Origin of the sequence: Terrabacter sp. Root181, assembly GCF_001428505.1 — a bacterium.
GTDB lineage: Bacteria > Actinomycetota > Actinomycetes > Actinomycetales > Dermatophilaceae > Terrabacter.
In genome coordinates this window covers 33111-58701 of sequence record NZ_LMHU01000012.1, presented here as the reverse complement: position 1 = coordinate 58701, position 25591 = coordinate 33111, and the positions used below count along the sequence as shown (strand labels likewise).

28 protein-coding genes and 1 rRNA gene are annotated in these 25591 nt (G+C 71.5%); 14 read left to right on the top strand and 15 right to left on the bottom strand.

Features of this window, described 5'->3' with window-relative positions; translation table 11 throughout:
- The 3 genes from rrf to ASD90_RS22670 all read left to right on the top strand — a co-directional run.
- Positions 1-92, top strand: a 5S ribosomal RNA gene (gene rrf / locus ASD90_RS22680); the annotation flags it as partial.
- Positions 93-248: 156 nt separating this feature from the next.
- Complete coding sequence (locus ASD90_RS22675; RefSeq protein WP_056761779.1) at positions 249-644, top strand: cupin; 396 nt, start codon at positions 249-251, stop codon at positions 642-644.
- Positions 641-1798, top strand: a complete 1158-nt coding sequence (locus tag ASD90_RS22670) for an adenosine deaminase (protein ID WP_056761776.1) — start codon at positions 641-643, stop codon at positions 1796-1798. Before ASD90_RS22675 ends, ASD90_RS22670 begins: the two co-directional genes overlap by 4 nt.
- Positions 1799-1842: 44 nt before the next feature.
- On the opposite strand, the gene ASD90_RS22665 is transcribed toward ASD90_RS22670, so the two are convergent.
- Genes ASD90_RS22665 through deoC form a run of 5 tightly spaced genes read right to left on the bottom strand, consistent with a single transcriptional unit; the run spans position 1843 to position 6628 of the window.
- Positions 1843-2538 carry an aspartate/glutamate racemase family protein gene (locus ASD90_RS22665; RefSeq protein WP_056761773.1) on the bottom strand — a complete coding sequence of 232 codons (696 nt, stop codon included), beginning with the start codon at positions 2536-2538 and terminating at the stop codon, positions 1843-1845.
- Positions 2535-3191, bottom strand: coding sequence for a uridine kinase (locus tag ASD90_RS22660; RefSeq protein WP_235506892.1), 657 nt, complete (start codon positions 3189-3191; stop codon positions 2535-2537). The genes ASD90_RS22665 and ASD90_RS22660 overlap by 4 nt, the downstream gene beginning before the upstream one ends.
- Before the next feature lie 43 nt (positions 3192-3234).
- Positions 3235-4122, bottom strand: a complete 888-nt coding sequence (locus tag ASD90_RS22655; protein WP_056761770.1) for an aldehyde dehydrogenase family protein — start codon at positions 4120-4122, stop codon at positions 3235-3237.
- On the bottom strand, positions 4119-5591 hold the full coding sequence (locus ASD90_RS22650; protein WP_056761767.1) for an aldehyde dehydrogenase family protein: 1473 nt from the start codon (positions 5589-5591) through the stop codon (positions 4119-4121). Before ASD90_RS22650 ends, ASD90_RS22655 begins: the two co-directional genes overlap by 4 nt.
- A 50-nt stretch (positions 5592-5641) precedes the next feature.
- Positions 5642-6628 (bottom strand): deoxyribose-phosphate aldolase, encoded by a 987-nt coding sequence (gene deoC / locus ASD90_RS22645; RefSeq protein ID WP_082588988.1) that lies wholly within the window; start codon positions 6626-6628, stop codon positions 5642-5644.
- A 55-nt stretch (positions 6629-6683) separates the two neighbouring features.
- Between deoC and ASD90_RS22640 the strand changes: the two genes are divergently transcribed.
- Positions 6684-7337 (top strand): PH domain-containing protein, encoded by a 654-nt coding sequence (locus ASD90_RS22640; protein ID WP_056761761.1) that lies wholly within the window; start codon positions 6684-6686, stop codon positions 7335-7337.
- A 60-nt stretch (positions 7338-7397) separates the two neighbouring features.
- Here the strand turns inward: ASD90_RS22640 and ASD90_RS22635 are convergent, their stop codons facing one another.
- Genes ASD90_RS22635 through ASD90_RS22625 form a run of 3 tightly spaced genes read right to left on the bottom strand, consistent with a single transcriptional unit; the run spans position 7398 to position 10560 of the window.
- Positions 7398-9083 carry a phospho-sugar mutase gene (locus tag ASD90_RS22635; protein WP_056761757.1) on the bottom strand — a complete coding sequence of 562 codons (1686 nt, stop codon included), beginning with the start codon at positions 9081-9083 and terminating at the stop codon, positions 7398-7400.
- A complete protein-coding gene (locus ASD90_RS22630; protein ID WP_056761755.1) occupies positions 9083-9916 on the bottom strand; it encodes a purine-nucleoside phosphorylase in 834 nt (277 codons plus the stop codon). Before ASD90_RS22630 ends, ASD90_RS22635 begins: the two co-directional genes overlap by 1 nt.
- 2 nt (positions 9917-9918) lie before the next feature.
- On the bottom strand, positions 9919-10560 hold the full coding sequence (locus ASD90_RS22625; RefSeq protein WP_056761752.1) for a TetR/AcrR family transcriptional regulator: 642 nt from the start codon (positions 10558-10560) through the stop codon (positions 9919-9921).
- A gap of 123 nt (positions 10561-10683) precedes the next feature.
- On the opposite strand from ASD90_RS22625, the gene ASD90_RS23710 reads away from it, so the two are divergent.
- Positions 10684-10860 (top strand): hypothetical protein, encoded by a 177-nt coding sequence (locus ASD90_RS23710; protein WP_157610909.1) that lies wholly within the window; start codon positions 10684-10686, stop codon positions 10858-10860.
- Positions 10861-10923: 63 nt separating this feature from the next.
- Entirely contained in the window at positions 10924-12327 is a 1404-nt protein-coding gene (locus tag ASD90_RS22620) for an NAD(P)H-quinone dehydrogenase (RefSeq protein ID WP_056761749.1), read from the top strand.
- Between the two features lie 90 nt (positions 12328-12417).
- Here the strand turns inward: ASD90_RS22620 and ASD90_RS22615 are convergent, their stop codons facing one another.
- Positions 12418-12639, bottom strand: a complete 222-nt coding sequence (locus ASD90_RS22615) for a hypothetical protein (protein WP_056761747.1) — start codon at positions 12637-12639, stop codon at positions 12418-12420.
- 119 nt (positions 12640-12758) lie between these two features.
- Here ASD90_RS22615 and ASD90_RS22610 point away from each other — a divergent pair, with 119 nt between their 5' ends.
- Positions 12759-13298 carry an antitoxin gene (locus ASD90_RS22610; RefSeq protein ID WP_056761744.1) on the top strand — a complete coding sequence of 180 codons (540 nt, stop codon included), beginning with the start codon at positions 12759-12761 and terminating at the stop codon, positions 13296-13298.
- A gap of 86 nt (positions 13299-13384) precedes the next feature.
- Here ASD90_RS22610 and ASD90_RS22605 read toward each other — a convergent pair whose 3' ends face one another.
- A complete protein-coding gene (locus ASD90_RS22605) occupies positions 13385-15169 on the bottom strand; it encodes a biotin carboxylase N-terminal domain-containing protein (RefSeq protein WP_056761741.1) in 1785 nt (594 codons plus the stop codon).
- A gap of 118 nt (positions 15170-15287) precedes the next feature.
- Here ASD90_RS22605 and ASD90_RS22600 point away from each other — a divergent pair, with 118 nt between their 5' ends.
- Genes ASD90_RS22600 through ASD90_RS22585 form a run of 4 tightly spaced genes read left to right on the top strand, consistent with a single transcriptional unit; the run spans position 15288 to position 18017 of the window.
- Complete coding sequence (locus ASD90_RS22600) at positions 15288-16130, top strand: aldo/keto reductase (protein ID WP_056761799.1); 843 nt, start codon at positions 15288-15290, stop codon at positions 16128-16130.
- 39 nt (positions 16131-16169) lie between these two features.
- Complete coding sequence (locus ASD90_RS22595; protein WP_056761736.1) at positions 16170-16682, top strand: DUF3806 domain-containing protein; 513 nt, start codon at positions 16170-16172, stop codon at positions 16680-16682.
- Positions 16683-16704: 22 nt separating this feature from the next.
- Positions 16705-17580: a tryptophan 2,3-dioxygenase gene (gene kynA, locus ASD90_RS22590; RefSeq protein ID WP_056761733.1), complete on the top strand. Its 876-nt coding sequence runs from the start codon at positions 16705-16707 to the stop codon at positions 17578-17580.
- A gap of 56 nt (positions 17581-17636) precedes the next feature.
- A complete protein-coding gene (locus ASD90_RS22585) occupies positions 17637-18017 on the top strand; it encodes a hypothetical protein (RefSeq protein WP_056761731.1) in 381 nt (126 codons plus the stop codon).
- Here ASD90_RS22585 and ASD90_RS22580 read toward each other — a convergent pair.
- From ASD90_RS22580 to ASD90_RS22565, 4 genes are all read right to left on the bottom strand, one after another.
- Positions 18010-18699, bottom strand: coding sequence for a helix-turn-helix domain-containing protein (locus tag ASD90_RS22580; RefSeq protein WP_056761728.1), 690 nt, complete (start codon positions 18697-18699; stop codon positions 18010-18012). The two genes, ASD90_RS22585 and ASD90_RS22580, sit on opposite strands and share 8 nt — an antisense overlap.
- 320 nt (positions 18700-19019) lie before the next feature.
- A complete protein-coding gene (locus ASD90_RS22575; protein WP_056761725.1) occupies positions 19020-19475 on the bottom strand; it encodes a SufE family protein in 456 nt (151 codons plus the stop codon).
- A 25-nt stretch (positions 19476-19500) separates the two neighbouring features.
- Positions 19501-20379: a sulfurtransferase gene (locus ASD90_RS22570; RefSeq protein WP_056761722.1), complete on the bottom strand. Its 879-nt coding sequence runs from the start codon at positions 20377-20379 to the stop codon at positions 19501-19503.
- A 31-nt stretch (positions 20380-20410) separates the two neighbouring features.
- Entirely contained in the window at positions 20411-20833 is a 423-nt protein-coding gene (locus ASD90_RS22565; RefSeq protein ID WP_056761719.1) for a MerR family DNA-binding transcriptional regulator, read from the bottom strand.
- Between the two features lie 85 nt (positions 20834-20918).
- Between ASD90_RS22565 and ASD90_RS22560 the strand changes: the two genes are divergently transcribed.
- The 3 genes from ASD90_RS22560 to ASD90_RS22550 are packed head-to-tail and all read left to right on the top strand — an operon-like array spanning position 20919 to position 24926.
- Positions 20919-22097, top strand: coding sequence for an acyl-CoA dehydrogenase family protein (locus tag ASD90_RS22560; protein WP_056761716.1), 1179 nt, complete (start codon positions 20919-20921; stop codon positions 22095-22097).
- Positions 22094-23665, top strand: a complete 1572-nt coding sequence (locus tag ASD90_RS22555) for an acyl-CoA carboxylase subunit beta (protein WP_056761714.1) — start codon at positions 22094-22096, stop codon at positions 23663-23665. Before ASD90_RS22560 ends, ASD90_RS22555 begins: the two co-directional genes overlap by 4 nt.
- Entirely contained in the window at positions 23619-24926 is a 1308-nt protein-coding gene (locus tag ASD90_RS22550; RefSeq protein ID WP_235506891.1) for a hypothetical protein, read from the top strand. The genes ASD90_RS22555 and ASD90_RS22550 overlap by 47 nt, the downstream gene beginning before the upstream one ends.
- On the opposite strand, the gene ASD90_RS22545 is transcribed toward ASD90_RS22550, so the two are convergent.
- The gene (locus ASD90_RS22545) at positions 24917-25585 is read right to left on the bottom strand and encodes a nucleoside triphosphate pyrophosphatase (RefSeq protein ID WP_056761708.1); all 669 of its coding nucleotides are present in this window, start codon (positions 25583-25585) and stop codon (positions 24917-24919) included. The genes ASD90_RS22550 and ASD90_RS22545 overlap by 10 nt on opposite strands.
- Positions 25586-25591: the final 6 nt, after the last annotated feature.

Below are 25591 nucleotides of genomic sequence, written 5' to 3'. Positions count from 1 at the left end.
CGCCCGGCTCCATTCCGAACCCGGAAGCTAAGCCCTTCAGCGCCGATGGTACTGCACTGGTGACGGTGTGGGAGAGTAGGACGCAGCCGGACACACTTTCAGACAACCCCGCCGGGTAACCGGCGGGGTTGTCGGATTTCCATACCCTTTTCGTCATCTCTTTCGGAGGCCGGCGACGCGTTCCGATGTCGGGACGCCCCGCCCAGGAAGGTGCTGAGGGCCCATCGGCCAGGGTCTAGGGTTGGCTCGTGCCTGAACTCATTCCCTTTCCCACCCGTATCCCCGTCCCCGGCGGCAAGGTCATCGACGAGCACGTCGGTGCCGTCAACACCCCGGGCGCGAGCCTGCAGGCGTCGGTCTCCGTGGCGCGGATGGTCGCCCCGGGCGGTTGGTCCGAGCCCTTCCAGACGCCCGAGTTCGACGAGATCACGCTGGTGCTCGCCGGAACGGTGATCATCGACCACGACGGTGGCACCCTCGAGGTCGCGGCCGGCCAGTCGGTCGTGACGCGGGGCGGCGAGCGCATCCGCTACTCGTGCGGTCCTGACGGCGCCGAGTACGTCGCCGTCTGCCTGCCCGCCTTCAGCCCGGACTCGGTGCACCGCGAGGACGAGACCGAGACGGGCGCCGGTGACGCGTCGTGAGCGCTGACGACGTCCGTCGGGCTCCCAAGGTCCTGCTCCACGACCACCTCGACGGAGGTCTGCGCCCGCAGTCGATCATCGAGCTCGCCGCGGAGGTCGGCTACGACGTGCTGCCCGAGACCGACGCGGAGTCGCTGGGCACCTGGTTCCGGGAGAGCGCCGACTCCGGCTCGCTCCCGCGCTACCTCGAGACCTTCGACCACACCCTCGCCGTCATGCAGACGCGTGAAGGCCTCTTCCGGGTGGCCAGCGAGTGCGCCCAGGACCTCGCCGCCGACGGCGTGGTCTACGCCGAGAGCCGCTACGCGCCGGAGCAGCACCTGACCCGTGGTCTGACGCTCGAGGGCGTCGTCGAGGCCGTCAACGCCGGCCTGCGCGACGGGGAGGCGCGGGCTGCGGCTGCGGGACACCCGATCCGGGTCACCTCGCTGCTGACGGCCATGCGGCACGCGGCCAAGTCCACCGAGATCGCCGAGCTCGCGATCCGCTATCGGGACCAGGGCGTCTCCGGGTTCGACATCGCCGGAGCCGAGGCGGGCTACCCGCCCACCCGTCACCTCGACGCCTTCGAGTACCTCCGCCGCGAGAACTTCCACTTCACGATCCACGCCGGTGAGGCGTTCGGTCTGCCGTCCATCTGGGAGGCCATCCAGTGGTGCGGCGCGGACCGGCTCGGCCACGGTGTGCGCATCGTCGACGACATCACCATCGACGGCGCACCCTTCGCCCAGTGGGTCGAGGGCAACAAGGACGACGTCGGCGCCCTGACGACCCTGGAGCTCGACCGGGTGCGCCTGGGTCGGCTCTCGGCCTACGTGCGCGACAAGCGCATCCCCCTCGAGATGTGCCCGAGCAGCAACCTGCAGACGTCTGCGGCGCCGTCGATCGCGCTGCACCCGATCACGCTGCTGCGTCGCCTGCGCTTCCGGGTCACCCTCAACACCGACAACCGGCTCATGAGCGACACCTCGATGAGCAAGGAGGCGGCCCTGCTGCGAGACGAGGCCGGCTGGACCCTCGAGGACCTGCGCTGGGTGACGATCAACGCCATGAAGTCGGCGTTCATCCCGTTCGACGAGCGCCTCGCGCTCATCGACGACGTGATCAAGCCGGGGTACGCCGCCCTCGGCTACCAGGCGCCTCCCATCGCCTGAGGCTGCCGAGCCCCGTCCGTCCGGCGGGCGCCGCCGTGGGGGAGTCAGTCGCCCGCGAGCGCGGCGGTCACCGCGGCCTCGACGTGCAGGCGGGTCGTCGGGAAGACCGGCACGTGCGAGTCGGACTGGTCGACGAGCAGTTCGATCTCGGTGCAGCCGAGGACGACTCCCTCGGCGCCCGCCGCGACGAGCCGGGCGATGACCTCGCGGTAGGCCTGCCGGGACTCCTCGGTGACGACGCCGAGGCACAGCTCGTCGTAGATGACCCGGTGCACCAGGGCGCGGTCGTCGGCGTCGGGCACGAGCACCGTCAGGCCGTGGCCGGCGAGGCGCTCACGCAGGAAGCCCTGCTCCATCGTGTAGGCCGTCGCGAGCAGGCCGACCCGACGGAGGCCCGCCGCTCGCACCGCGTGGGCGGTGACGTCCCCGATGTGCAGCAGCGGGATGGAGACGGCCTCCTCGATGGCGGGGGCGACCTTGTGCATCGTGTTGGTGCACAGCACGATCAGCTCAGCGCCTCCGGCCTCGAGTCCCGCGGCGGCCGCGGCGAGCAGCACGCCGGCCTCGTCCCAGCGGTCCTCGGCCTGCAGGCGCTCGACCTCGGCGAAGTCGACGGAGTGCAGCAGCAGTCGCGCGGAGGCGAGCCCGCCGACCCTCTCTCGCACGAGCTCGTTGGCGAGCCGGTAGTACTCCGCGCTCGACTCCCAGCTCATGCCGCCGAGCAGGCCGATGAGCCTCACGCCGGTCTCGCGCTGGGGAGTGCGCCGAGCTCGGTCTCTGCGTCGCGCGGGTGCACGCACCTGGCGCCGTGGGCCTGTGCCTCGGCGACCACGTGCGGCTCGTCGCACCAGAGGGCGATCCCGCGGCGGACGAGGATGTGGGGGGGTTTCCGTCGCTCGGACAGGTCCCGCACGAACCGGCGCAGGGCCGTCAGGGTGCGGTTCTGCCGTACGCACAGGGCGTCGGCGAGCAGGGCCTCGCGCTGCAGGGGCTCGACGAGCCGGCCGGCGAAGAGACCCTCGGCCAGCACGAAGTCGGTCGGGCCGGCGTGCACGACGTGCCGACCCGTCACGGCGGACGCGCCGATGTCGTAGACGGGGACCTCGACGTGCCCCTCGTCGACGAGCCGACGCAAGGCGTCGACCGCGGCCTGGCTGTCCCACGAGTCGGCGTGGTCCCAGTCGGGGATGCCGATGGGGGACCGCGGCAGTCGGGGATCGCTCGCCTCGCGGTAGAAGTCGTCGAGGCGCACGACCGGCCACCCGTGGGCGGCGCTCAACCGAGCCGAGAGGCGGCTCTTGCCGGCGCCGCTGGGTCCGGTGAGGAGGATGACGCGGCGACGACCGGCACCCGTCTCGCGGTTGCCGCCCGCGCGGTGGTCGACCGACGCCACCTCGTCTCCTCCCACCGAACCAGGGGTCCGACCCGAACCGGGCTCAGAGACCCTTGGGGTGCCAGACGGTCTTCGTCTCGACGAAGGCGCGGATCCGACCGAGCCCCGGGTCGGCGTTCCAGTCGGGCTCGACGGGGGCGCCGTCGGCCAGGGCCGGCCGGTAGACACGCTTGAGGTTGCCCGCGGCCTCGGCCTCGAGCGCGGCCCAGTCGACGCCGTTGGCGCCGGCCACTCCGGTCAGGTCGATGGCGTTGACGTCGCGGTGCGCGGCGAGCCACGTCGCGACCTCGGCGGTCTGCGCGGTGACGATGTTGACGACGCCACCCGGGACGTCGGACGTCGCGAGGACCTCGCTGAAGGTCACCGCCGGGAGCGGTCGGGCAGCCGAGGTGACGACCACGGCGGTGTTGCCCGCCGCGATGACGGGGGCCACGACCGACACGAGACCGAGCAGCGAGGAGCCTTGGGGCGCAAGGACGCCCACCACACCGGTCGGCTCAGGAGCCGACACGTTGAAGAACGGCCCGGCGACGGGGTTGAGGTTGCCGAGCACCTGGGCGATCTTGTCGGTCCACCCGGCGTACCAGACGACGCGGTCGATCGCGGCGTCGACGACGGCACCTGCGGCACGGACCGTGAGCCCCTCGCTCGCGGCGACCTCGTCGACGAACTGGGCTCGGCGGCCCTCGAGCACCTCCGCGACGCGGTAGAGCACCTGGCCGCGGTTGTAGGCCGTCGCGCCCGCCCAGCCGGCCAGCGCGCCCCGAGCGGCGACGACGGCGTCCCGGACGTCCTTGCGAGAGCCCATCGCGGCGTTGGCGAGGAACTCGCCCGAGGCCGAGACGACCTCGTAGGAGCGACCGGACTCGCTGCGCGGGAACTTGCCCCCGATGTAGAGCTTGTAGGTCTTGCGCACGTCGAGGCGGCTCATCGGGCGGCTCCCGTCAGGGTCGAAGGGGCGGTGGTGACGTAGGCCTCGAGGCCGTGGCGGCCGCCCTCGCGGCCATAGCCCGACTCCTTGTAGCCACCGAACGGCGACGTCGGGTCGAAGCGGTTGAAGGTGTTGGCCCAGACCACGCCGGCCTTGAGCTGGTCGGCCATCCAGAGGATGCGCGAGCCCTTCTCGGTCCAGACGCCGGCCGAGAGGCCGTACGCCGTGTTGTTGGCCTTGGCGACCGCCTCCTGCGGTGTGCGGAAGGTCAGCACGGACAGGACCGGGCCGAAGATCTCCTCGGTCGCGACACGGTGCGTCTGCGAGACGCCCGTGAGCACCGTCGGCGGGAACCAGTAGCCCTTGGCCGGCAGGGTGCACTCGGGGCTCCAGCGCTCGGCACCCTCGGCGACGCCTGCCTCGACGAGCGAGGTGATGCGGTCGAGCTGCGCCTTGCTGTTGATCGCGCCGAGGTCGCTGTTCTTGTCCATCGGGTCACCGACGCGCAGCGTGCCGAGACGACGCTTGAGCTTCGCGACGACCTGGTCGTGGACGTTCTCCTGCACGAGCAGGCGCGAGCCGGCGCAGCACACCTGGCCCTGGTTGAAGAAGATGCCGTTGACGATGCCCTCGACGGCCTGGTCGAGCGGGGCGTCGTCGAAGACGATGTTCGCGGCCTTGCCGCCGAGCTCGAGCGTGGCCTTCTTCGACGTGCCGGCGATGGTCCGGGCGATCGCCTTGCCGACCTCGGTCGAGCCGGTGAAGGCGATCTTGTCGACGTCGGGGTGCTCGACGAGGGCCTGACCCGTGCGGCCGTCTCCGGTGATGATGTTGACGACGCCGGCGGGCAGCTCGGCCTGCTGGCAGACCTCGGCGAAGAGCAGGGCCGATAGCGGTGTCGTCTCGGCGGGCTTGAGCACGACGGTGTTGCCCGTCGCGAGGGCCGGGGCGATCTTCCACGCGAGCATGAGCAGCGGGAAGTTCCACGGGATGACCTGGCCGACCACGCCGTGCGGGCGCGGCACGTCGGCGCCCGAGGCGGACAGGCCGGCATACTCCAGCTTGTCGGCCCAGCCCGCGTGGTAGAAGAAGTGCGCCGCGGCGACCGGGACGTCGACGTCGCGGGTCTCCTTGATCGGCTTGCCGTTGTCGAGCGTCTCGAGCACGGCGAACTCACGGGCCCGCTCCTGGAGGATGCGGGCGATGCGGAAGAGGTACTTGCCGCGCTCGGCGCCGCTCATGCGACCCCAGACGCCCTCATAGGCGCGGCGAGCCGCAGCGACCGCCTTGTCGACGTCCTTGGGGCCGGCCTGGCTCACCTCGGCGAGGACCGTCTCGTCGGCGGGGTTGAGCGTGGGGAAGGTCGCCTTGGGGCGCGTGAAGGCGCCGTCGATGAAGAGCCCGTAGGACTTCTCGATCGTGACGATGGCGCGCGACTCCGGCGCGGGGGCGTACTCGAACTTCGGCATCAGGGTGTCTTTCGTGGGCGCTGTCGTGTGGCGCGGTCGGTCAGTCGCGGTCAGTCGATCGTCACGTAGTCGGCGCCGGAGTAGGCACCGGTGGCGAGCTTCTGCCGCTGGAGGATGAGGTCGTTGAGCAGGCTCGAGGCACCGAAGCGGAACCACTCGGGGGTGAGCCAGTCGTCGCCCGCGATCTCGCTGACCATGACGAGGTACTTGATGGCGTCCTTGGTGGTCTTGATGCCACCGGCCGGCTTGACGCCCACCTGGGTGCCGGTGAGGTCGCGCCAGTCGCGCACGGCCTCGAGCATGATGAGCGTGACGGGCAGGGTCGCCGCAGGCTGGACCTTGCCGGTGGACGTCTTGATGAAGTCGCCGCCGGCGAGCATCGAGAGGTAGGACGCGCGGCGGACGTTGTCGTAGGTGACGAGCTCGCCCGTCTCCATGATGACCTTGAGGTGCGCCGTGCCGCAGGCCTGCTTGACCTCGGCGATCTGGTTGAAGACCGTGAGGTAGTCGCCCGAGAGGAACGCCCCGCGGTCGATGACCATGTCGATCTCGTCGGCTCCGGCCTCGACGGCGTCACGGGTGTCGGCGAGCTTGACCGGCATGCTCGCGCGCCCGGACGGGAAGGCGGTCGCGACGGCCGCGACGTGGATGCCGCTGTCACCGAGCGCGGCCTTCGCGGTCGCGACCATGTCGCCGTAGACGCAGATCGCGGCGGGCCGCGGCGTCGTGGGGTCGAGCGGGTCGGGCACGAGGGCCTTCGCGCACAGCGAGCGGACCTTGCCGACCGTGTCGGAGCCCTCGAGGGTCGTCAGGTCGATCATCCCGATGGCGGTGTCGATCGCCCAGGCCTTGCTCGTCGTCTTCACCGAGCGGGTGCCGAGGGACGCGGCTCGCGCCTCGCAGCCGACCTGGTCGACCCCGGGCAGGCCGTGCAGCCAGGAGGTCAGGGCATGGTTCGTCAGGCGCGACACCCCGAGGACGTCCCGCGCCTGCGCGGTGAGGTCCTGCGCGGTGCGCGTCGTGGTGCTTACTGTCACCACGGGAGTCTATCCACCTATCGAGACGGCCCGTCACGCGTGAGAGAGTCGGTCCGTGAGCCCTGACGTGTCCCCACCGCCCTCCGACTCACCGGCCGAGGCCCCCGACGAGAGCGACGCTCTGCGCGATGCCCGCACCCTCCGGCCGGGCTCGTCGATCGTCGTCGGCGTCGTCGGCGGGGTCGCCGGACTCGCCCTGCTCGTCCTCGCCGCGCTGACCGAGCCGCGGAGCTGGACGCTCATCTCGACCGTGGTGCTCGCCCTCGCGCTGCTGTGGCTCTTCGTCGTGCGACCGTGCGTCGTCATCCACGCCGAGGGCATCCGGCTCGTCAACCCGCTGCGGGTCGTCGACGTCACGTGGCCCGCCATCGCCGAGGTGCGGTCGAGGTGGGCGCTCGAGATCGTCGCGGAGGGCCGGCGCTACACGGCATGGGGCGTGCCGGCCGATCCCGGCCGTCCGAGGTACGGCCGCGGCATGCTGACCGTCGGCGCCAACAAGGTGCGGGGCAAGGGGACCACGGAGGAGCCGACGAAGTCCAAGGTCGAGGCGCAGGCCGTCGCGGCCGAGGTCGAGGCGCGCATGAGCGCCGACCGCAAGCGCAAGGACGGCCGGACGCCGCGCATCGCGCACCAGGCCTGGGACCCGGTGTCCGTCGGCCTGCTCCTCGCCGCCGCGGCCTTCTTCGTCATCGGCACGTTCGTCGTGTGACGGGCTGCCGCTCACCCTGCCCCACGCGTACGCCGTCGATGGCGTACGCGTGGGGCTCCCTCAGAGAGACGTGAGGCGTTCCATGTCGGCCCGGACGCGGGCGAGCCGGGTCTCGGCGAGCGCGCGTGACTCGCCGAGGGCCGCCGGACCGGCGACCGGCTCGATGACCTCGAGGTAGACCTTCACCTTGGGCTCGGTGCCGCTCGGGCGCACGATGACGCGGGAGCGGTCGACGAGGTGGTAGCGCAGGCCCTCGGTGGGCGGCAGCCCGCCGTCGCCCCGGGCGAGGTCGTCGATGCGGTCGACCTCCACGCCGGCCACCGAGGCCGGCGGCTCGGCGCGAAGGCGCCCCATCAGGGTGTCGATCTGGGCGAGGTCCGAGACGCGCACCGAGAACGAGTCGGTCGCGTGCACGCCGTGCTCGACGGCGAGGTCGTCGAGCTGGTCGATGAGCGTGCGCCCCTGTGCCTTGAGGGTGGCTGCGAGCTCGGCGAGCAGCAGGGCGGCGCTGACGCCGTCCTTGTCGCGGACGAGCTGCGGCGCGACGCAGTAGCCGAGCGCCTCCTCGTAGCCGTAGCGCAGCCGGTCGACGCGGGAGATCCACTTGAAGCCGGTGAGCGTCTCCTCGTGGGCGAGTCCGGCGGCCTTCGCGATCGACGCGAGCAGGCGCGAGGACACGATCGAGTTGGCGAAGACGTCGCGGCGCGAGACGCCACGCCGGACGATGTGGGCACCGAGGAGCGCCCCCACCTCGTCGCCGCGCAGCATCCGCCAGTCGCCGAGGGCCGGGTCGAGCACGGCCGCAGCGCACCGGTCGGCGTCCGGGTCGTTGGCGATGACGAGGTCGCACCCGACGGCGCGGGCTCGGGCCAGCGCGAGGTCGATCGCGCCCTTCTCCTCGGGGTTGGGGAACGCGACGGTCGGGAAGTCCGGGTCGGGTACGGCCTGCTCGTCGACGACGACCGGCGCCGCGAAGCCGGCCTGGACGAAGGCGGTGTGCACCGTGCCGTGACCGACGCCGTGCAGGCTCGTGTGGACGACGCGGAGGTCGCGCGGCGAGCTCGGGTCGACGACGCCGACGACGGCGTCGACGTAGTCCTCGAGGAGGTTGTCGCCCAGCATCTCCCAGCCATCGGCGGCGCGCGGCACGTCGGCCACCCGCTCGACGCGGCCGATGTGGGCGGCGATCCGGGCGTCGGCGGGCGGCACGATCTGGCTGCCGTCGCCGAGGTAGACCTTGTAGCCGTTGTCCTGCGGCGGGTTGTGGCTCGCCGTCACCATGACGCCGGCATCGGCGCCGAGGTGACGGATCGCGAAGGCGAGGACCGGCGTCGGAAGGGGCTGGGGCAGCAGCAGCGCCCGGCCGCCGGCCGCGACGACCACGGCGGCGGTGTCGCGGGCGAAGACGTCCGAGTTGTAGCGCGCGTCGTAGCCGACGACGACCGTCGGCGCGTCGCCGGCGCGCCCCTCGTCCTTGAGGTATGCCGTCAGGCCGGCCGCCGCTCGGATGACGACGCTGCGGTTCATCCGGTTGGGGCCGGCGCCGAGGGCCCCGCGCAGCCCGGCGGTGCCGAACTCGAGCAGTCCGGCCATGCGGTCGGCGAGGTCGGCGGCTGCGTCCGCGTCGCCCGCCGTCGCCCTGCCGAGGACGGCGTCGAGCTCGGCCCGCGTCGTCGGGTCGGGGTCGTCGTCGCGCCAGGCCCGCGCCGCGGCATACAGCGTCTCGGTGGTGTCGATGGTCGTCATCAGAGGCGCCCCACGACCTGGGCGAGCAGCCGGCCGCAGCGTTCGGCGGCGGCCTGTCCGGCCTCGAGCACCTCGGCGTGGCTGAGCGGTTGGTCCGAGATGCCGGCCGCGAGGTTGGTCACGAGCGAGATGCCGAGCACGTCGAGCCCGGCCTGGCGCGCGGCGATCGCCTCGAGGCTCGTCGACATGCCGACGAGGTCGCCGCCGATGACCTTGGCCATCTGCACCTCGGCCGGCGTCTCGTAGTGCGGCCCTCGGAACTGGACGTAGACGCCCTCGTCGAGGTCGGGGTCGACCTCGCGGGCGATGTCGCGCAGGCGTGGGGTGTAGAGGTCGGTGAGGTCGACGAAGTTCGCACCCTCGACGGGGGAGTGCGCGGTGAGGTTGATGTGGTCGCGGATGAGGACGGGGGTGCCGGGCGCCCATGCGGGGTTGAGGCCACCGCAGCCGTTGGTCAGCACGACGGTCGAGCACCCCGCCGCCTTCGCGGTGCGGACGCCGTGGACGACGGCCCGCACGCCGCGCCCCTCGTAGAAGTGGGTGCGGGTGCCGAAGACGAGCGCCCGGCGGCCGGTGTCGCCGATGGCCACCGAACGCATGCTGCCGGAGTGTCCGGCGACGGCGGCCTTGTGGAAGCCGGGGACGTCGGCGTTCTCGACGGTCGCGAGCGTCTCACCGATGAGGTCGGCGGTCTGGCCCCAGCCCGATCCGAGCACGAGGGCGACGTCGTGGTGGTCGGCGCCGGTGCGCTCGGCGATGACGGCGGCGGCGTCGGCGGCGACGGCGAAGGGGTCGGTGGAGGGGTCGCTGAGATCACGGTGGGAACTGGTCACGCTCAGGACTCTAGCGAGGTCGACCCGGTGCAGGAACCGGCCCGGTCGGGTCGGCCCAGACTCTCCGCGAACGCCGTGAGCACCGTGTCGACGGTGCGCGTGACGAAGGCCCGCCGGCGCCGCGCCGGCTGCGCCAGGGCGCTGAGCAGGACGCCCTCGAGGGCGGCCACGACGGCCTCTGCGCGGGTCCTCGTGTCGCCGTCTCGGCTGCGGCTCACGACCTCCTCGACGACGTCGAGCAGCCGGATGCGCCACTGCGCGAAGGCGGCGGCCAGCTCGTCGTCGCGGGCCGCCTCGAGCGTCAGCTCCAGACGGGCCAGCACGACGTCGGGATCGCGCAGCCAGCCGGCGAAGAGGTCGGAGACCTGGGCACCTGCGAAGGTCGGGTCGCCGGGTCGAGTGGCGAGGCGGCGGGCGAGTGCCTCGACGTCGTCGGTCAGGCCCGTGGCGACGTGCTGGGCGAGGGCGTGGACCAAGGCGGCACGCGTGCGCAGGTAGGCCGAGCAGGTCCCCGGCGGCAGCCCGGCCCTGGCGTCGACGGCGCGATGGGTCAGTCCACGGAGCCCGCCCGCGGCGACCACCTGCACGGCGGCCTCGAGCAGCTGTCGGCGGCGCGGGGAGAGGGGGGCGTCCGTCGGGGACATCGGTCCTGCCTGTCGCACGAGTGGGAGTCGTCACACCGAGGGTAGCCGGGAATGTGTGGCGGCTCGGACGGTGTTTCTACATATGTAGAATCTACGGATGTAGAAACCTTCAGGAGGTCCACCATGCAGATCCTCACCGGCATCACGCCGTTCCTCGTCGTCTTCTTCTCTCTCGCCGCGATCGCCGCGCTGCTCGTCCTCGGGGCTGCAGGCGCCTTCCTCGTGCGCAACCGCTCCCTGCGTGTCCGCGCCGGAACGCCCCTCGTGCCCTACTACCGTGGGCTTGCCCTCAGCCACTGACGGCCGGCTCCGCCCGGTCGCCGGGCGGTCGGACGCCCGTCCGAGGGATGGTTGGATGGTCCCGTGATCACGCGCGAGACATCCGTTGTCATCATCGGCGGCGGCCCCGGGGGCTATGAGGCGGCGCTCGTCGCGGCCCAGCTCGGGGCGCAGGTCACGATCGTCGAGAAGGACGGCCTCGGCGGCGCGGCCGTCCTCACCGACTGCGTCCCCAGCAAGGCCCTCATCGCGACCGCCGACTACATGTCCGACTTCGAGACCGCGTCGCGGCTCGGTGTGCGGCTGCAGGACGACGACGGTGACGAGGTGTCCGACGCCGTCGCCCAGGCGCACACCGTCAACGACCGCATCCTCGAGCTCGCCGCCGCTCAGAGCGCCGATATCCAGGGGAGCCTCGAGGCGGTCGGCGTCACCGTGCTGCGCGGCACCGCCCGGATCGTCGGCCGTGAGCGCGTGGTCGCCGAGCTCGCGGACGGGACGACGCAGGAGCTCACCGCGCACGTCGTCCTCGTCGCCACCGGCGCTGCACCTCGCGTCATGGACACCATGCGGCCGGACGGCGAGCGCATCCTGACGTGGCAGCAGATCTACTCCCTCGACGAGCTGCCCGAGCGGATCATCGTCATCGGGTCAGGTGTCACCGGCGCCGAGCTCGCCCAGGCCTACCTCGGCCTCGGCTCCCAGGTCGTGCTCGTCTCCTCACGCGACCGGGTGCTGCCCGGCGAGGACGCCGACGCCGCCACCGTCATCGAGGACGTCTTCCGCAAGCGCGGCATGGAGGTCCTCAACAAGTCGCGAGCGGCGTCCGTCGAGCGCACGGCCGACGGCGTCGTCGTCACGCTCGTCGACGGGCGCACCGTCGAGGGGTCGCACGCCCTGCTCGCCGTCGGATCCGTGCCGAACACCGACGGTCTCGGCCTCGAGGAGGCCGGTGTCGAGCTCAGCCCCTCGGGGCACGTCCAGGTCGACCGGGTCTCGCGCACCAGCGTCGGCGGCGTCTACGCGGCCGGCGACTGCACCGGCGTGCTGCCCCTCGCGTCCGTCGCCGCCATGCAGGGACGCATCGCCATGTGGCACGCGCTCGGCGACGCCGTGTCGCCCCTCAACGTGCGGGGCGTCGCCGCCAACATCTTCACGGAGCCCGAGATCGCGACCGTCGGCATCAGCCAGAACGCGGCCGACGAGTCACCCGACGTCGAGTCCGTGACCCTGCCGCTCGCACGCAACCCGCGCGCCAAGATGCAGGGCATCAGCGACGGCTTCGTCAAGCTCTTCTGTCGCAAGGGCTACGGGACGGTGCTCGGCGGGGTCGTCGTCGCGCCGAAGGCGTCCGAGCTGATCTACCCCGTCGCGCTCGCGGTGCAGAACCGCCTCAGCGTGGACCAGGTGTCGAGCACCATCACGGTCTACCCCTCGCTGTCGGGCTCGATCGCCGAGGCGGCGCGCCAGCTGCACCAGTCCGACTGACCTCGACCGAGGCCGCGCCGTCCCGGGGTGAGCAGACGTCCGACGCGGGACGACCGACCCGGCCGGACGGCATACCGTGTCGGCGGCTGCTCAGTGCTCGTCGTCGCGCGGCGCCGGGCGGTCAGCCTGCCCGCGCTCGAGCTCGGCTCGACGGTCCTCCTCAGCCCATCGTTCGCGCCGGCGGCGCGAGACCACCTCGCGCAGCTTCTTCTGCAGCGGGTAGACGATCGCGGCCACGATGACGAGGATGACGAGGTTCGCCACGGAGAAGACGGGCTGGTCGGCCGAGGCAGTGGGGAGGGTCGCAAACACATGAGCAGTGTGCCAGAGGCGTAGCGTCGGGCCCGTGGCGGCGTCGTCGCCATGTCAGGGATGGCTGTCCACCCGCGGGCGGTGGTTCCTGAGCAGGTCGGACCGTGGAGGCAAACGCAGTGAGCGACTGGATCCAGAAGGCCAAGGACTTCGTCAAGGGCCACCCCGAGCAGGCCCAGCAGGGACTCGACAAGGCCGAGGAGCTCATCAACGAGCGCACCGGGGGGAAGTACGCCGACCAGGTCGACCAGGGCAGCGACAAGCTGAAGGAGGGCCTCGGGCTGCCGCCGGACGCCGAGGGCACCCAGCCTCCCGGCGCCCCGGAGCCGCCGGCCACCCCGCCGCCGGCCACCCCGCCGCCGGCTCCGAGCCCGCCGCCGGCCCCGACGCCCGAGCCCACGCCGACACCGGAGCCCGTCCCGACGCCGGAGCCCGTTCCGACACCGGAGCCCGGACCCGTCGAGCCGAGGCCGCCGGTCGACCCGACCGACCCGGCTCCCGTCGACCCCCACCTGCCCGGCGGACCCGGCCCGTCGGAGATCCCGCCGGCGGGAGGGCCTGCCGGCGAGCAGGAGCTGCCCGGAGTCCCCGACCCCAACCTGCCCGGCTCGGGCGACGGCGACGTCACCCTCGGCGACCCGCCCGCCAAGCAGGGCTGACGAGACGCTGCCGGCGACGGCGGCACACGACGAGGGCCGACCCCGCCACGCGGGGTCGGCCCTCGTCGTCGGTCCGGTGGGTGGGCTCAGCCCTCGGCGACGTCGGTGATCTCGGCGAGCACGGCACCCGACGTGACGGTCTCGCCGACCTTCGCGGTGAGGCCCGACACGACGCCGGCCTTGTGGGCGGTGATGGGCTGCTCCATCTTCATCGCCTCCAGGACGATGACGAGGTCGCCCGCCGCGACGGTCGCGCCCTCCTCGACGGCGATCTTGACGATCGTGCCCTGCATCGGGGCGGTGAGGGAGTCGCCGGAGGCCGCGCCCCCGGACTTGCCGCCACCGGACCTCTTGGGCGCCTTCTTCTTGGCCGCAGACGCACTCCCGCCGCCGCCGAGCGACAGACCGCCCGGGAGCGAGACCTCGAGGCGCTTGCCCCCGACCTCGACGACGACGGTCTGGCGCTCCTCGGCCTCGGCCGCGTCGGCCGACCCACCGGCATACGCCTCGATCGTGTTGTCGAACTCGGTCTCGATCCAACGGGTGTGGATCGTGAAGGGCGCACCGTCGGCCGGCGCGAAGGCCGGGTCGGCGACGACGGCCCGGTGGAACGGCACGACGGTCGGCATGCCCTCGATGGTGAGCTCGGCCAGGGCCCGGCGCGACCGCTCGATGGCCTGCTCACGGGTGCGGCCGGTGATGACGAGCTTGGCGATCATCGAGTCGAAGGCGCCGGCGACGGTGTCGCCCTCGACGAGGCCGGCGTCCCAGCGCACACCGGGACCCTGCGGGACGACCATGCGGCTGACGGTCCCCGGTGCCGGCAGGAAGCCGCGGCCGGCGTCCTCGCCGTTGATGCGGAACTCGATCGAGTGGGCGTGCGGCTCGGGGTCGCCGTAGTCGAGGGACTCGCCGTTCGCGATGCGGAACTGCTCCCGCACGAGGTCGATGCCGGTGACCTCCTCGGTCACGGGGTGCTCGACCTGCAGACGGGTGTTGACCTCGAGGAAGCTGATGTCGCCGGCCGGGCCGACGAGGAACTCGCACGTGCCGGCTCCGACGTATCCGGCCTCCTTGAGGATCGCCTTGCTCGCGCGGAGCAGCTCGGTGTGCTGCGCCTCGGAGAGGAACGGTGCGGGCGCCTCCTCGACGAGCTTCTGGTTGCGGCGCTGGAGCGAGCAGTCGCGCGTCGACACGACGACGACGTTGCCGTGCTGGTCGGCCAGGCACTGGGTCTCGACGTGGCGGGGGTGGTCGAGGAAGCGCTCGACGAAGCACTCGCCGCGGCCGAAGGCCGTCACGGCCTCGCGGACCGCCGAGTCGTAGAGGTCGGGGATCTCCTCCATGGCGCGGGCGACCTTGAGGCCGCGGCCGCCGCCGCCGTAGGCCGCCTTGATCGCGACGGGGAGGCCGTGCTCCTTCGCGAACTCGACGACCTCGTCGGCTCCCGAGACGGGGTCCTTCGTGCCGGGCACGAGTGGCGCGCCGGCCTTCGTGGCGATGTGGCGCGCCTTGACCTTGTCGCCGAGGGAGTCGATCGCCTGGGGGCCGGGGCCGATCCAGATCAGGCCGGCGTCGATGACCGCCTGCGCGAACGAGGCGTTCTCGGCGAGGAAGCCGTAGCCGGGGTGGACCGCGTCGGCGCCCGCCTGACGGGCGATGTCGAGCAGCTTCTCCTGGACGAGGTAGCTCTCGCCGGGGGTCGAGCCCCCGAGGGCGTACGCCTCGTCGGCGACCTTGACGTGCAAGGCATCCCGGTCAGGCTCGGCGTAGACGGCGACCGAGGCGATCCCGCTGTCCGCGCACGCCCGCGCGATGCGGACGGCGATCTCACCACGGTTTGCGATCAGTACCTTGCTGATGGATGCCATGGTTCGGACTCTATCGGGATGACGTCGCGTCAATTCGGCGTCCTCGGGTCTATTCCCGGTCGTCTCGGAGTGAGGTCGGGCACACCACCCCGAGCGGCACCGACCTAGCGTGGGCAGCATGACGACACACGAGCCAGTCCACACCCTCGGCCTCGGCCACGCCTCAACCCCGGGCCTCGCTATCCCGCAGGTCGGCTTCGGTGTCTGGGAGGTCCCGGACGCCGCCGTCGACGCCGCCTTCGGCCGTGCGCTCGATGCCGGCTACCGCCACATCGACACCGCGCGGATCTACGGCAACGAGGAGGGCGTCGGCCGGGTCCTCGGGCGCAGCGACGTCGACCGCGACGACGTCTTCGTCACGACGAAGGTCTGGAACGACGACCACAGGAGCGTGCCCGCGGCCTTCGACGCCTCGATGCAGCGCCTCGGCATCGAGGTCCTCGACCTCTACCTCATCCACTGGCCGGCCCCGCAGCAGGATGCCTACGTCGACGCCTGGCGGGCGATGCTCGACCTCCAGCGCGAGGGACGGGTCCGCTCGGTCGGTGTCTGCAACTTCCAGGTGCCCCACCTCGAGAGGCTGCTCGAGGAGACCGGGGTCCTGCCGTCGGTCAACCAGATCGAGCTGAGCCCGTACCTCCAGCAGAGGGAGCTGCGCGCCTTCCACGCCGAGCACGGCATCGTCACCGAGGCCTGGAGCCCGCTCGCCGTCCGTGCCGGGCTGCTCGACGACCCGGTCGTCGTCGCCCTCGCCGCGACGCATGCCGTGACGCCCGCCCAGCTCGTGCTGCGCTGGCACGTCGAGCTCGGCAACGTCGTGCTCACGCGCTCCGTCACCCCGGCACGCATCGCGGAGAACGTCGAGATCTTCGGGTTCAGCCTCGGCGAGGACGACCTCGAGGCCCTCGCCGGGCTCGACCGGGGCACCCGTACCGGGCCCGACCCGGACGCCTTCGGCTGACCGGACCCGGGCCGCGTCCGAGCCACTAGATTGGCGGGCATGGGACTGTTCTCGCGCAAGGGCAAGGACGACACCGACGAGCCGGCGGGCGCGGCCCCCACGGTCGACGAGGACGCCGACGACGCCCTTGCCGCCGACTTCACCGGACGGCCGGTCGCGGTGCCGCTCGGTGACGAGGAGCGCGCGCGCATCACCGCGGCCCTCGAGCACGCGACGGATGACGGGGTGGACGTCGACGACCTCGCGTCCATCGGCGCGCACTACGACGCGGCCTACCGCCGCTGGGCCGACGCGGGCGGTTCGGGCGAGGGGCCGGACATCGTCGTCGAGACGTATGCCGTCGCCATCGGCGAGCACCTCGCGCGCCACAGCGCGCGTGACTGGGCGATCGTCACCGACGTCTTCGGCACCGACCTCGGTCTCGTGGCTGCACGTGCCGACACCGTGGTCGTGCCGCACAACCTCGTCGGCGCCCGGTGGATGCGCGGTGAGACCGGCTGGGTCCCGGGCGTCGTCTCCCACCTCGTGAGCATCCGCCCGCGCTCGCGCTGACGCGACCTCTAGGATCGCGGGCATGGACAGTGCCGCCCAGGGTGGGCTCGACCGGCGGAGCAAGCGCGACCTCGAGGAGGGCATCCAGCGTGACTTCACGCGCAGGATGTCCTACGGCGACTACCTCCGGCTGGACACCCTCCTCAGTGCGCAGCAGCCACTGAGCGAACCGCCCCAGCACGACGAGCTGCTCTTCATCATCCAGCACCAGACGTCGGAGCTGTGGCTCAAGCTCCTGATCCACGAGCTCCGTTCTGCCCGAAGCCTGCTCCGCGACGACGAGCTGGCTCCGGCGCTCAAGCGCCTCGCCCGGGTCAAGCACATCCAGCACACGTTGACCGACCAGTGGTCGGTGCTCGCGACCCTGACCCCGAGCGAGTACGCCGAGATCCGACCCTTCCTCGCCACGAGCTCGGGCTTCCAGTCGGCGCAGTACCGGGAGGTCGAGTTCCTCCTCGGCAACAAGAACGCCGACATGGTCGCCGTCTTCTCGCACGACGAGGGCGCCCGGGCGGCCCTCGACGCCCTGCTGCACGAGCCGAGCCTCTACGACGAGTTCCTCGCCTACCTCTCCCGACGGGGGTATGCCGTCCCGCCGGCTCTGCTCGACCGTGACTGGACGCAGCCCTACCGCCATGACGAGGGGCTCGTCGACGTCTTCGCGGCCGTCTACGCGCAGCCGAACGAGCACTGGGGCGTCTACGAGACCTGCGAGGAGCTGGTCGACCTCGAGGACAACTTCCAGCAGTGGAGGTTCCGGCACCTCCAGGTCGTGCAGCGCACGATCGGGCAGAAGACCGGGACCGGTGGCTCGACGGGTGTCGACTTCCTGCGCCGCGCGCTCGACCTGACCTTCTTCCCGGAGCTCTACGAGGTGCGCACCCGCATCGGCGGCTGACGAGCGTCTCGGGAGCGGCGGCGCGCGCAAGGGTGACCTTTCGGACAGGTCTGTCGTTGCCGACCCGTGGGCTCATCACCTACGTGTCGGGCGCCAGCGAGGACGCCGTCGCCGCTCTGGGCGGTACGACCTCCCTGCTGCTGCTCGGTGTGTTCACGATCGTCAACATCGTCGTCCTCGTGCTGCGCCGCGACCGGCAGACGAGCGACCACTTCGTCACGCCGTCCGTGCTGCCGGTCATCGGTGCCGTCCGCTGCTTCTTCCTGGTGCTGCCCTTCTCGGGACGACCGTCGGAGCACTACAGGATCGGCGGCGGACTGCCCGCGCCCGGCGTGGTGCTCTGGGCGTTGACGTGGATGGCCAACCGCGGCCTGCGAGCGAAGAAGACCTACTTCCGTGACACCGACGACCTCGGGGGCGGTGGGCCCGTCAACTAGGGGTGCCGTCACCCTCGAGCTCCCCGCGCTCCTCGTCGACCACGTCGGCGGGGAGCGCTCGGCGTCTGCCCAGCCGGTCGCGTCCCGGCTCGCACTGGCACGGGCACGCGGCGACGCAGAGCTCCTCGAAACACCTGTCGAGGCAGTGGCACTCGATGTCGGCCGTGGGTGGCGCGTCGACGCGCGGCTGCCGTCCACGCATCAGTCGACGCCGGAGCAGCAGCTCGCCTTCGGTCGGGTGGTCGGCCGGCCGCTCGCGGTGCGGGGCGTCGTCCGCGAGCTGGTCACGCGTCGAGCGGTGACGGAACCAGGCGCGTGCATCGGGACGGTCGTAGCGTGGGAAGGCCCAGCGTTCGAAGGGCACCTCGTCGGGAGGCGCGACGTCGAGGTGGGCGGGAAACCGTCGCCCCTGGTTGTCGCGCACCGTGTCGACCGGCACCGGCAGGACCTCGTGCCCCTCGCGGTCGACGACCACCAGCCGGAGTTCCGCCAGTGCGAGCAGTCGGACGTAGAGGGCGATGCTGGGCACCACGGCGCCGGACTCGATGCGACTCACGGTGCTCGCGGAGATGCCCACGAGGGCGGCGAGCTCCCGCTGGCTGAGGTCGGCGCGACGCCGCGCGCGAACGACATACCGTCCTGGCTCGTCGTCGGGGGCAGGGCTGCCTGCTGTTGCGCTCATGCGGACACGTTCGGTGTCGGCACCGACAGCGCCGTGCGCTCGAAGGGCCCTGTCCACATGTCCGGTGACCGACTCAGAGGGGTGTGGACATCCCGTCCACGGCTACGTCACTGCTGCATGGGGTGCAACAGTGACGTAGCGGGTGGGTCTGGTCACCCGGCGGGCGGTGGGGGTCCAGCGGCTACGTCACTGCTGCATGGGGTGCAACAGTGACGTAGCGGTTGGGTCTGGTCACCTGGCGGGCGGTTGGGGTCCAGCGGCTACGTCACTGCTGCACGGGGTGCAGCACTGACGTAGGAGGTGTGCCGGGGTTCTGCTGGTCAGGAGGCGGTCTTGGCGCGGACCTGGCGCTTGATGCGGCCGAGCATCGCGACCATGCCGCGCATCCGCAGCGGTGACACCGCTTCGGCGAGGCCGAAGCGCATCGGGGCGTCGTCGGGGACGTCGAGCACCTCCGCAGCCGAGAGGCCGTCCAGGCCCTCGTGCAGGATGCCGGCGAACCCGCGGGTCGTCGGTGCCTCGGGCGGGGCGTCGAAGAACAGGCTGACGACGCGGTCGTCGAGCGAGGCGCCGTCGCCCACCTCGACGGTGAGGAAGAGGGGTGACTGGCACTCGTCGACGCGTTCGAGCTGGTCGAGGTGGCCGGCATACCGCTCGGGAAGGCCCGGCAGCTCGTCGCTGAACTCGAGCAGCAGCTGGAGCTTGAGGTCGTTGCTCGCCGACCGGAAGTCCTCGGCGATCTCGGCGAGGGGGGCTGGCAGTGGGGTGTCGCTCACGAGAGACTCCTGGCTCGCATCCGGGTCACTTCTCGATCGGCACGCGCACGGCGTTGCCCCACTCGGTCCACGAGCCGTCGTAGTTGCGCACCGTCTCGAAGCCGAGCAGGTGGGTCAGCACGAACCACGTGTGCGACGAGCGCTCACCGATGCGGCAGTACGCGACGACGTCGTCCGAGGCCGTGAGGCCCTGCTCCTCGAGGTAGATCGCCTCGAGGTCCTCGCGCGACTTGAACGAGCCGTCCTCGTTCGCGGCGCGTGCCCACGGCACCGACCTGGCGCCGGGGATGTGCCCGCCGCGCATCGCCCCCTCCTGGGGGTAGTCCGGCATGTGCAGCAGCTCGCCGGAGTACTCGCCGGGGGAGCGGACGTCGACCAGAGGCTTGCCGAGGTGGGCGAGCACGTCGTCCTTGAAGGCGCGGATGGGGGCGTCGTCACGCTCGGCCACGGGGTAGTCCACCGTGGCCGGCGACGACACGTCGCGGGTGAGCTCGCGGCCCTCGGCGACCCACTTGGCCCGGCCACCGTCGAGGAGCCGGACGTCCTCGTGCCCGAAGAGGCTGAAGACCCACAGGGCGTACGCCGCCCACCAGTTGCTCTTGTCGCCGTAGATCACGACGGTCGTGTCGCGGCTGATGCCGCGGGCGCCCATCACCTCGGCGAAACGCGCACCGTCGACGTAGTCGCGCGCCACCGGGTCGTTGAGGTCGACGTGCCAGTCGATCTTGAGCGCCCCTGGGATGTGGCCGGTCTCGTAGAGCAGCACGTCCTCGTCGGACTCGAGCAGCACGATGCCGTCCGGGCCCCCGAGGCCGCCGGCCGCGATCTGCTCCGCGAGCCACTCGGTCGTGACGAGGCGCTCAGGGTGGGCGTAGGCGGAGATCTTCGTGTCTTCAGCGCTCATGCACCCATCGTGTCACGCGCGACGAAAGGCTTCACACGTGGTCGAGGCGCCCGAGGTCGTCGCGGCAGCGCCGCTCGAACTCGCCCAGCTCGGCGATGGCGTCCTGCACGTCGCGCAGGCGCTGCTCGAGGTCGGTGCGACGCTCGTCGATCTGGCCGAGGACGTACTCGAGCTGCGTGCGACGGCCGCGCGGCGCGTCGAAGAGGTCGATGATCGTGCGGATCTCCTCGAGCGGGAAGCCCAGCCGCTTGCCGCGCAGGATGAGGCTGAGGCGCGTGCGGTCGCGGCGGTGGTAGACGCGCTGGGTCCCGCGCCGCTCGGGCGAGATGAGGCCGAGGTCCTCGTAGTGGCGAACCGTTCGGTGGGTGACGTCGAACTCCTCGGCCACCTGGGCGATGGTCCACGTCTCGCCGGTCCGCGAGGACGGGCGCGCGATCGAGGTGTCACTTGTCATGCGGTCGATAGTGCTTTACGTTTACGTCAACGTCAAGCATGCGTCACGAGCGCGTGATGGCCGCCACCCCTTCAGGAGAACAGCGATGTTCGAGCTCAGCCAGGACCACGAGGACTTCCGGATGGTCGTCCGCGACTTCGCCGAGAAGGAGGTCGCGCCCAACATCGCCAAGTGGGACGCCGCCGCGTACTTCCCGACCGACCTCGTGCCGAAGATGGGTGACCTCGGGCTGTTCGGCCTCGTCGTGCCGGAGGAGTACGGCGGCGCGGGGGAGTCCGGCGACTTCACGAGCCTCTGCGTCGCCATCGAGGAGCTGGGCCGCGTCGACCAGTCGATCGGCATCACGCTGTCCGCGGGCGTGGGGCTCGGCATCAACCCGATCCTCACCTACGGCACCGAGGAGCAGAAGCAGCGCTTCCTGCCCGACCTCGTCGCCGGCCGCGCCCTCGCCGGCTTCGGGCTCACCGAGCCCGAGGCCGGCTCCGACGCCGGCGCGACCCGCACGCGAGCCGTCCGCGACGGCGACGAGTGGGTCGTCAACGGCGCCAAGGCCTTCATCACGAACTCCGGCACCGACATCACGTCCGTCGTCACCGTGACCGCGCGCACCGGCACGAACGAGGACGGGTCACCGCAGATCTCGGCGATCATGGTGCCCGCCGGCACCCCCGGCTTCATCGTCGAGCCGGCGTACCACAAGCTCGGCTGGCACGTCTCCGACACCCACGGCCTCACCTTCGAGGACTGCCGCGTCCCCGCCGACCACCTCCTCGGCCAGGAGGGTGAGGGGTTCAAGCAGTTCCTCAAGACCCTCGATGACGGCCGCATCGCCATCTCGGCGCTGGCCGTCGGCTGCGCGCAGGCCTGTCTCGAGCTCGCCACGGACTACGCGAAGACCCGCGTTGCGTTCGGCCGCCCGATCGGCGTCAACCAGGGCGTGTCGTTCCAGCTCGCCGACCTCGCGGTCATGGTCGAGGGAGCCCGGCTGCTGACCTACAAGGCGGCCTGGCTCAAGGACGAGCTCCACGCGGGCAAGCGCTCCGTCAAGGAGGTCAAGCAGGCTGCCGCCATCGCGAAGCTCTACTCGACCGAGGCCGCCGTCACGGCCACCCGGATCGCGACGCAGGTGTTCGGCGGCAACGGCTTCATGGAGGAGTACCCCGTGGCCCGGTTCTACCGCGACGCCAAGATCCTCGAGATCGGCGAGGGCACGTCCGAGGTCCAGCGCATGCTCATCGCCCGCGGGATGGGGCTGCCGGCATGACCGAGCCCGCGCCCGGTGCGAGCCCCCACGGCGACCCGCGCGTGGCCGACGTCCGCGCGCGCCTCTCCGCCGCCCACGCCGCATCGGCCAGCGCGCCGGAGAAGGCGCAGGCCAAGCTCGACGCGCAGGGCAAGATCTACGTCCGCGACCGCATCGCCCTGCTCTTCGACGAGGGCTCCTTCGTCGAGGACGGCCGATACGCCAACGCCCTGCAGCCGGGCCTCCCGGCCGACGGCGTCGTCACCGGGCGTGGCACGGTCGACGGTCGGGCGGCGATCGTCATCGCCAACGACCCGACCGTCAAGGCCGGTTCCTGGGGCGCGCGCACTGTCGAGAAGATCGTGCGCGCCACCGAGATGGCGCTGCGCGAGGAGCTGCCCGTCTTCTGGTTCGTCGACTCGGCCGGCGCCCGCATCACCGACCAGGTCGAGATGTTCCCCGGCCGTCGCGGCGCCGGGCGCATCTTCCACAACCAGGTCGCCCTGTCGGGCAAGGTGCCCCAGATCTGCTGCCTCTTCGGCCCAAGTGCCGCCGGTGGCGCCTACATCCCCAGCTTCTGCGACCTCATCATCATGGTCGAGGGCAATGCCTCGATGTACCTCGGCAGCCCGCGCATGGCCGAGATGGTCGTCGGCGAGAAGGTCTCCCTCGAGGAGATGGGCGGCGCCCGCATGCACTGCACCGTCTCCGGTGTCGGTGACCTGCTCGCCCACGACGACGCCGAGGCCATTGAGCTGGCCAAGCTCTACTTCTCCTACGTCCCCGGCAGCTGGCGCGACCACCCGCCGACGTATGCGGCCGAGCAGCCGGCGACGCCGCTGACCCGGGAGACCGTGCCCGAGCGCGAGTCCGTGCCCTTCGACGTCCACGAGGTCATCGACGGTCTCGTGGACGACGACTCCTTCTTCGAGCTCAAGCCCCTCTGGGCCGGCGAGCTCGTCATCGGCTTCGGGCGCCTCGAGGGGCAGACCGTCGGCATCGTCGCGAACAACTCCATGGTCAAGGGCGGCGTGCTCTTCACCGACAGCGCCGACAAGGCCGCGCGCTTCATCTGGCTCTGCGACGCCTTCAACGTCCCGATCGTCTACCTCGCCGACGTGCCGGGCTTCATGATCGGCTCGGAGGTCGAGCGCGGCGGCATCATCCGGCACGGCGCCAAGATGGTCAGCGCCGTCTCGTCCGCGACCGTGCCGCAGTTCTGCGTCGTCGTGCGCAAGGCCTACGGGGCGGGCCTCTACGCCATGGGCGGTCCCGGTTTCGGTCCCGACGCGACCATCGCGCTGCCGACCGCGCGGATCGCCGTGATGGGCCCGGAGGCCGCCGTCAACGCCGTCTACGCGAACAAGATCGCCGAGATCGCCGACCCCGACGAACGGGCACGATTCGTCGCGGATCGCCGTCGCGAGTACGAGGAGGACGTCGACATCGAGCGTCTGGCGGCCGACCTCGTGCTCGACTCGATCATCGAGGCGGATGAACTGCGCTCGGACCTGGTGCGCCGTCTGGCCTATGCTTCCCGGCGTGACCGTCACTTCAGCGAGCGCCGACGCTCCGTCCCGCCGGTCTGAGCCGCGCCTCGGTCACAGGCTCGAGCACCCCGACCGCGACGCCGAGCGAGAGCAGCCGTTCTGGCGCCGGTTCCCGGTCTGGTTCCCCTTCGCCGTCTTCGGCGTCTCACGCATCTTCGTCTGGGTCGCCGCGACGTACCTCTCGCGCTACCAGATCCCGCTGCCGATCGGGACGGCGAACATCCGCATCTTCTACCCCTCGCCCGCGGACCCCGGCTATGCCGCGGTCATGACGGGCTGGGACGGCCAGTGGTACCGCGTCATCGCCGAGCAGGGCTACCCCGCGGTACTGCCTCGTGTCGGCTGGGGTGGCATCGACATGAACCCATGGGCCTTCTTCCCGGTGTTCCCGATGACCGCCGGCCTCATCATGAAGGTGACCGGGCTGCCCTTCTCCGTGGTCGCCCCGATGCTCTCGATCGTCATCGGCTTCGCCGCGATGCACGTGCTGTTCAAGCTCGTCGACCAGGCGGTCGGTCGCTGGGAGGCGATCGTCGCCGTCGTCGCGACCTGCTTCTTCATCGCGTCCCCGGCCTTCTCGGCCTCCTACACCGAGTCGACCGCCCTCCTGGGCGTCGTCACGGTGCTGTGGCTGCTGCGCAAGCGGCAGTACTGGTGGGTCGCCCTCGCGCTCCTCGTGCTGTCCCTCAGCCGCAACGTCGTCATCGCGATGGTGCCGGTCATCATCGCCCACGCCGTCGTGCGCTGGCGGCAGGGCGACGAGGGCGAGCACCCGGTGCGCCTGCGCGTCGGGCTGGGCGTGCTCGCGGCGTACGCCGGCGCCCTGACCTTCCTCTGGCCGACGATCGTGACGATCGCGACCGACACGCCCAACGCCTACAACGACACGATGCTCGCCTGGAACATCGAGACGAAGATCAAGCTCTACCTGTGGTGGAACCTGCTCTACGACTACTGGGGCGTCATCGGCCAGGTCGCGGGCGTGCTCGGCATCGCCGCGTTCACGTGGTTCATGCTGACGAAGAACTCGTGGCGCTGGGGCCCGGAGATCTGGGGCTGGGCCGGCGCCTACCCGGCATACATCATCCTCGTGACGAGCACGACGCCGAGCCGCGTGCGCTACGCGCTGCTGGCCTTCCCGATGACGCTCGTCATCGCCTGGTTCCTCAAGCTGCGCTGGTGGCGGCGCTACCGCTACTGGCTGCTCGGACTCATCGTGGTCATCGGCGCGGCCCAGATGTGGTGGTGGACCGAGCACTACCTCGTCATCGAGAACCTCACCGACGACCTCTACCCCTGACCGTCGACCCCGCCGACGACGTCGAACCACTCGATTCCGGCGTCGGCGAGCAGGTCGCGCAGCAGCGGCAGGGACAGGCCGACGACGTTGTGGTGGTCGCCCTCCACGGAGGTGACGAACGCGCCGCCGAGGCCGTCGATGGTGAAGGCTCCGGCGACGGTGAGTGGTTCGCCCGTGGTGACGTAGGCCTCGATCTCCTCGTCGGAGAGCTTCGCGAAGTGGACGGTCGTCGACGCCGTCGCGCCCAGCGTGGGGCCGCCGCTGCCGCGTTCGTCGATGAGCCAGTGGCCCGTGTGCAGCACCCCTGACCGGCCCCGCATCCGGCGCCACCGGGCCACAGCCTCCGCGGCGTCGCCCGGCTTGCCGTGGACCTCGCCGTCGAGCTCGAGGACCGAGTCGCAGCCGAGCACGACCACGCCGGCGTCGACCCGGGCCGCGACGTCCTCGGCCTTGGCGCGCGCGAGCAGCAGCGCGATGTCGGCCGGCTCGAGCGGGCCGTAGCGGTCCGTGGCCTCGGCGACGGTGAGGTCCTCGTCGACCTCGCTCACGACGACGACCGGCTCGATGCCGGCGGCACGGAGGGTCGAGCGGCGGGCGGGCGAGGCAGAGGCGAGGACGAGCTGGACGGTGGGCACGTCGGGGAGGGGACTCGGCGGCATGACGCC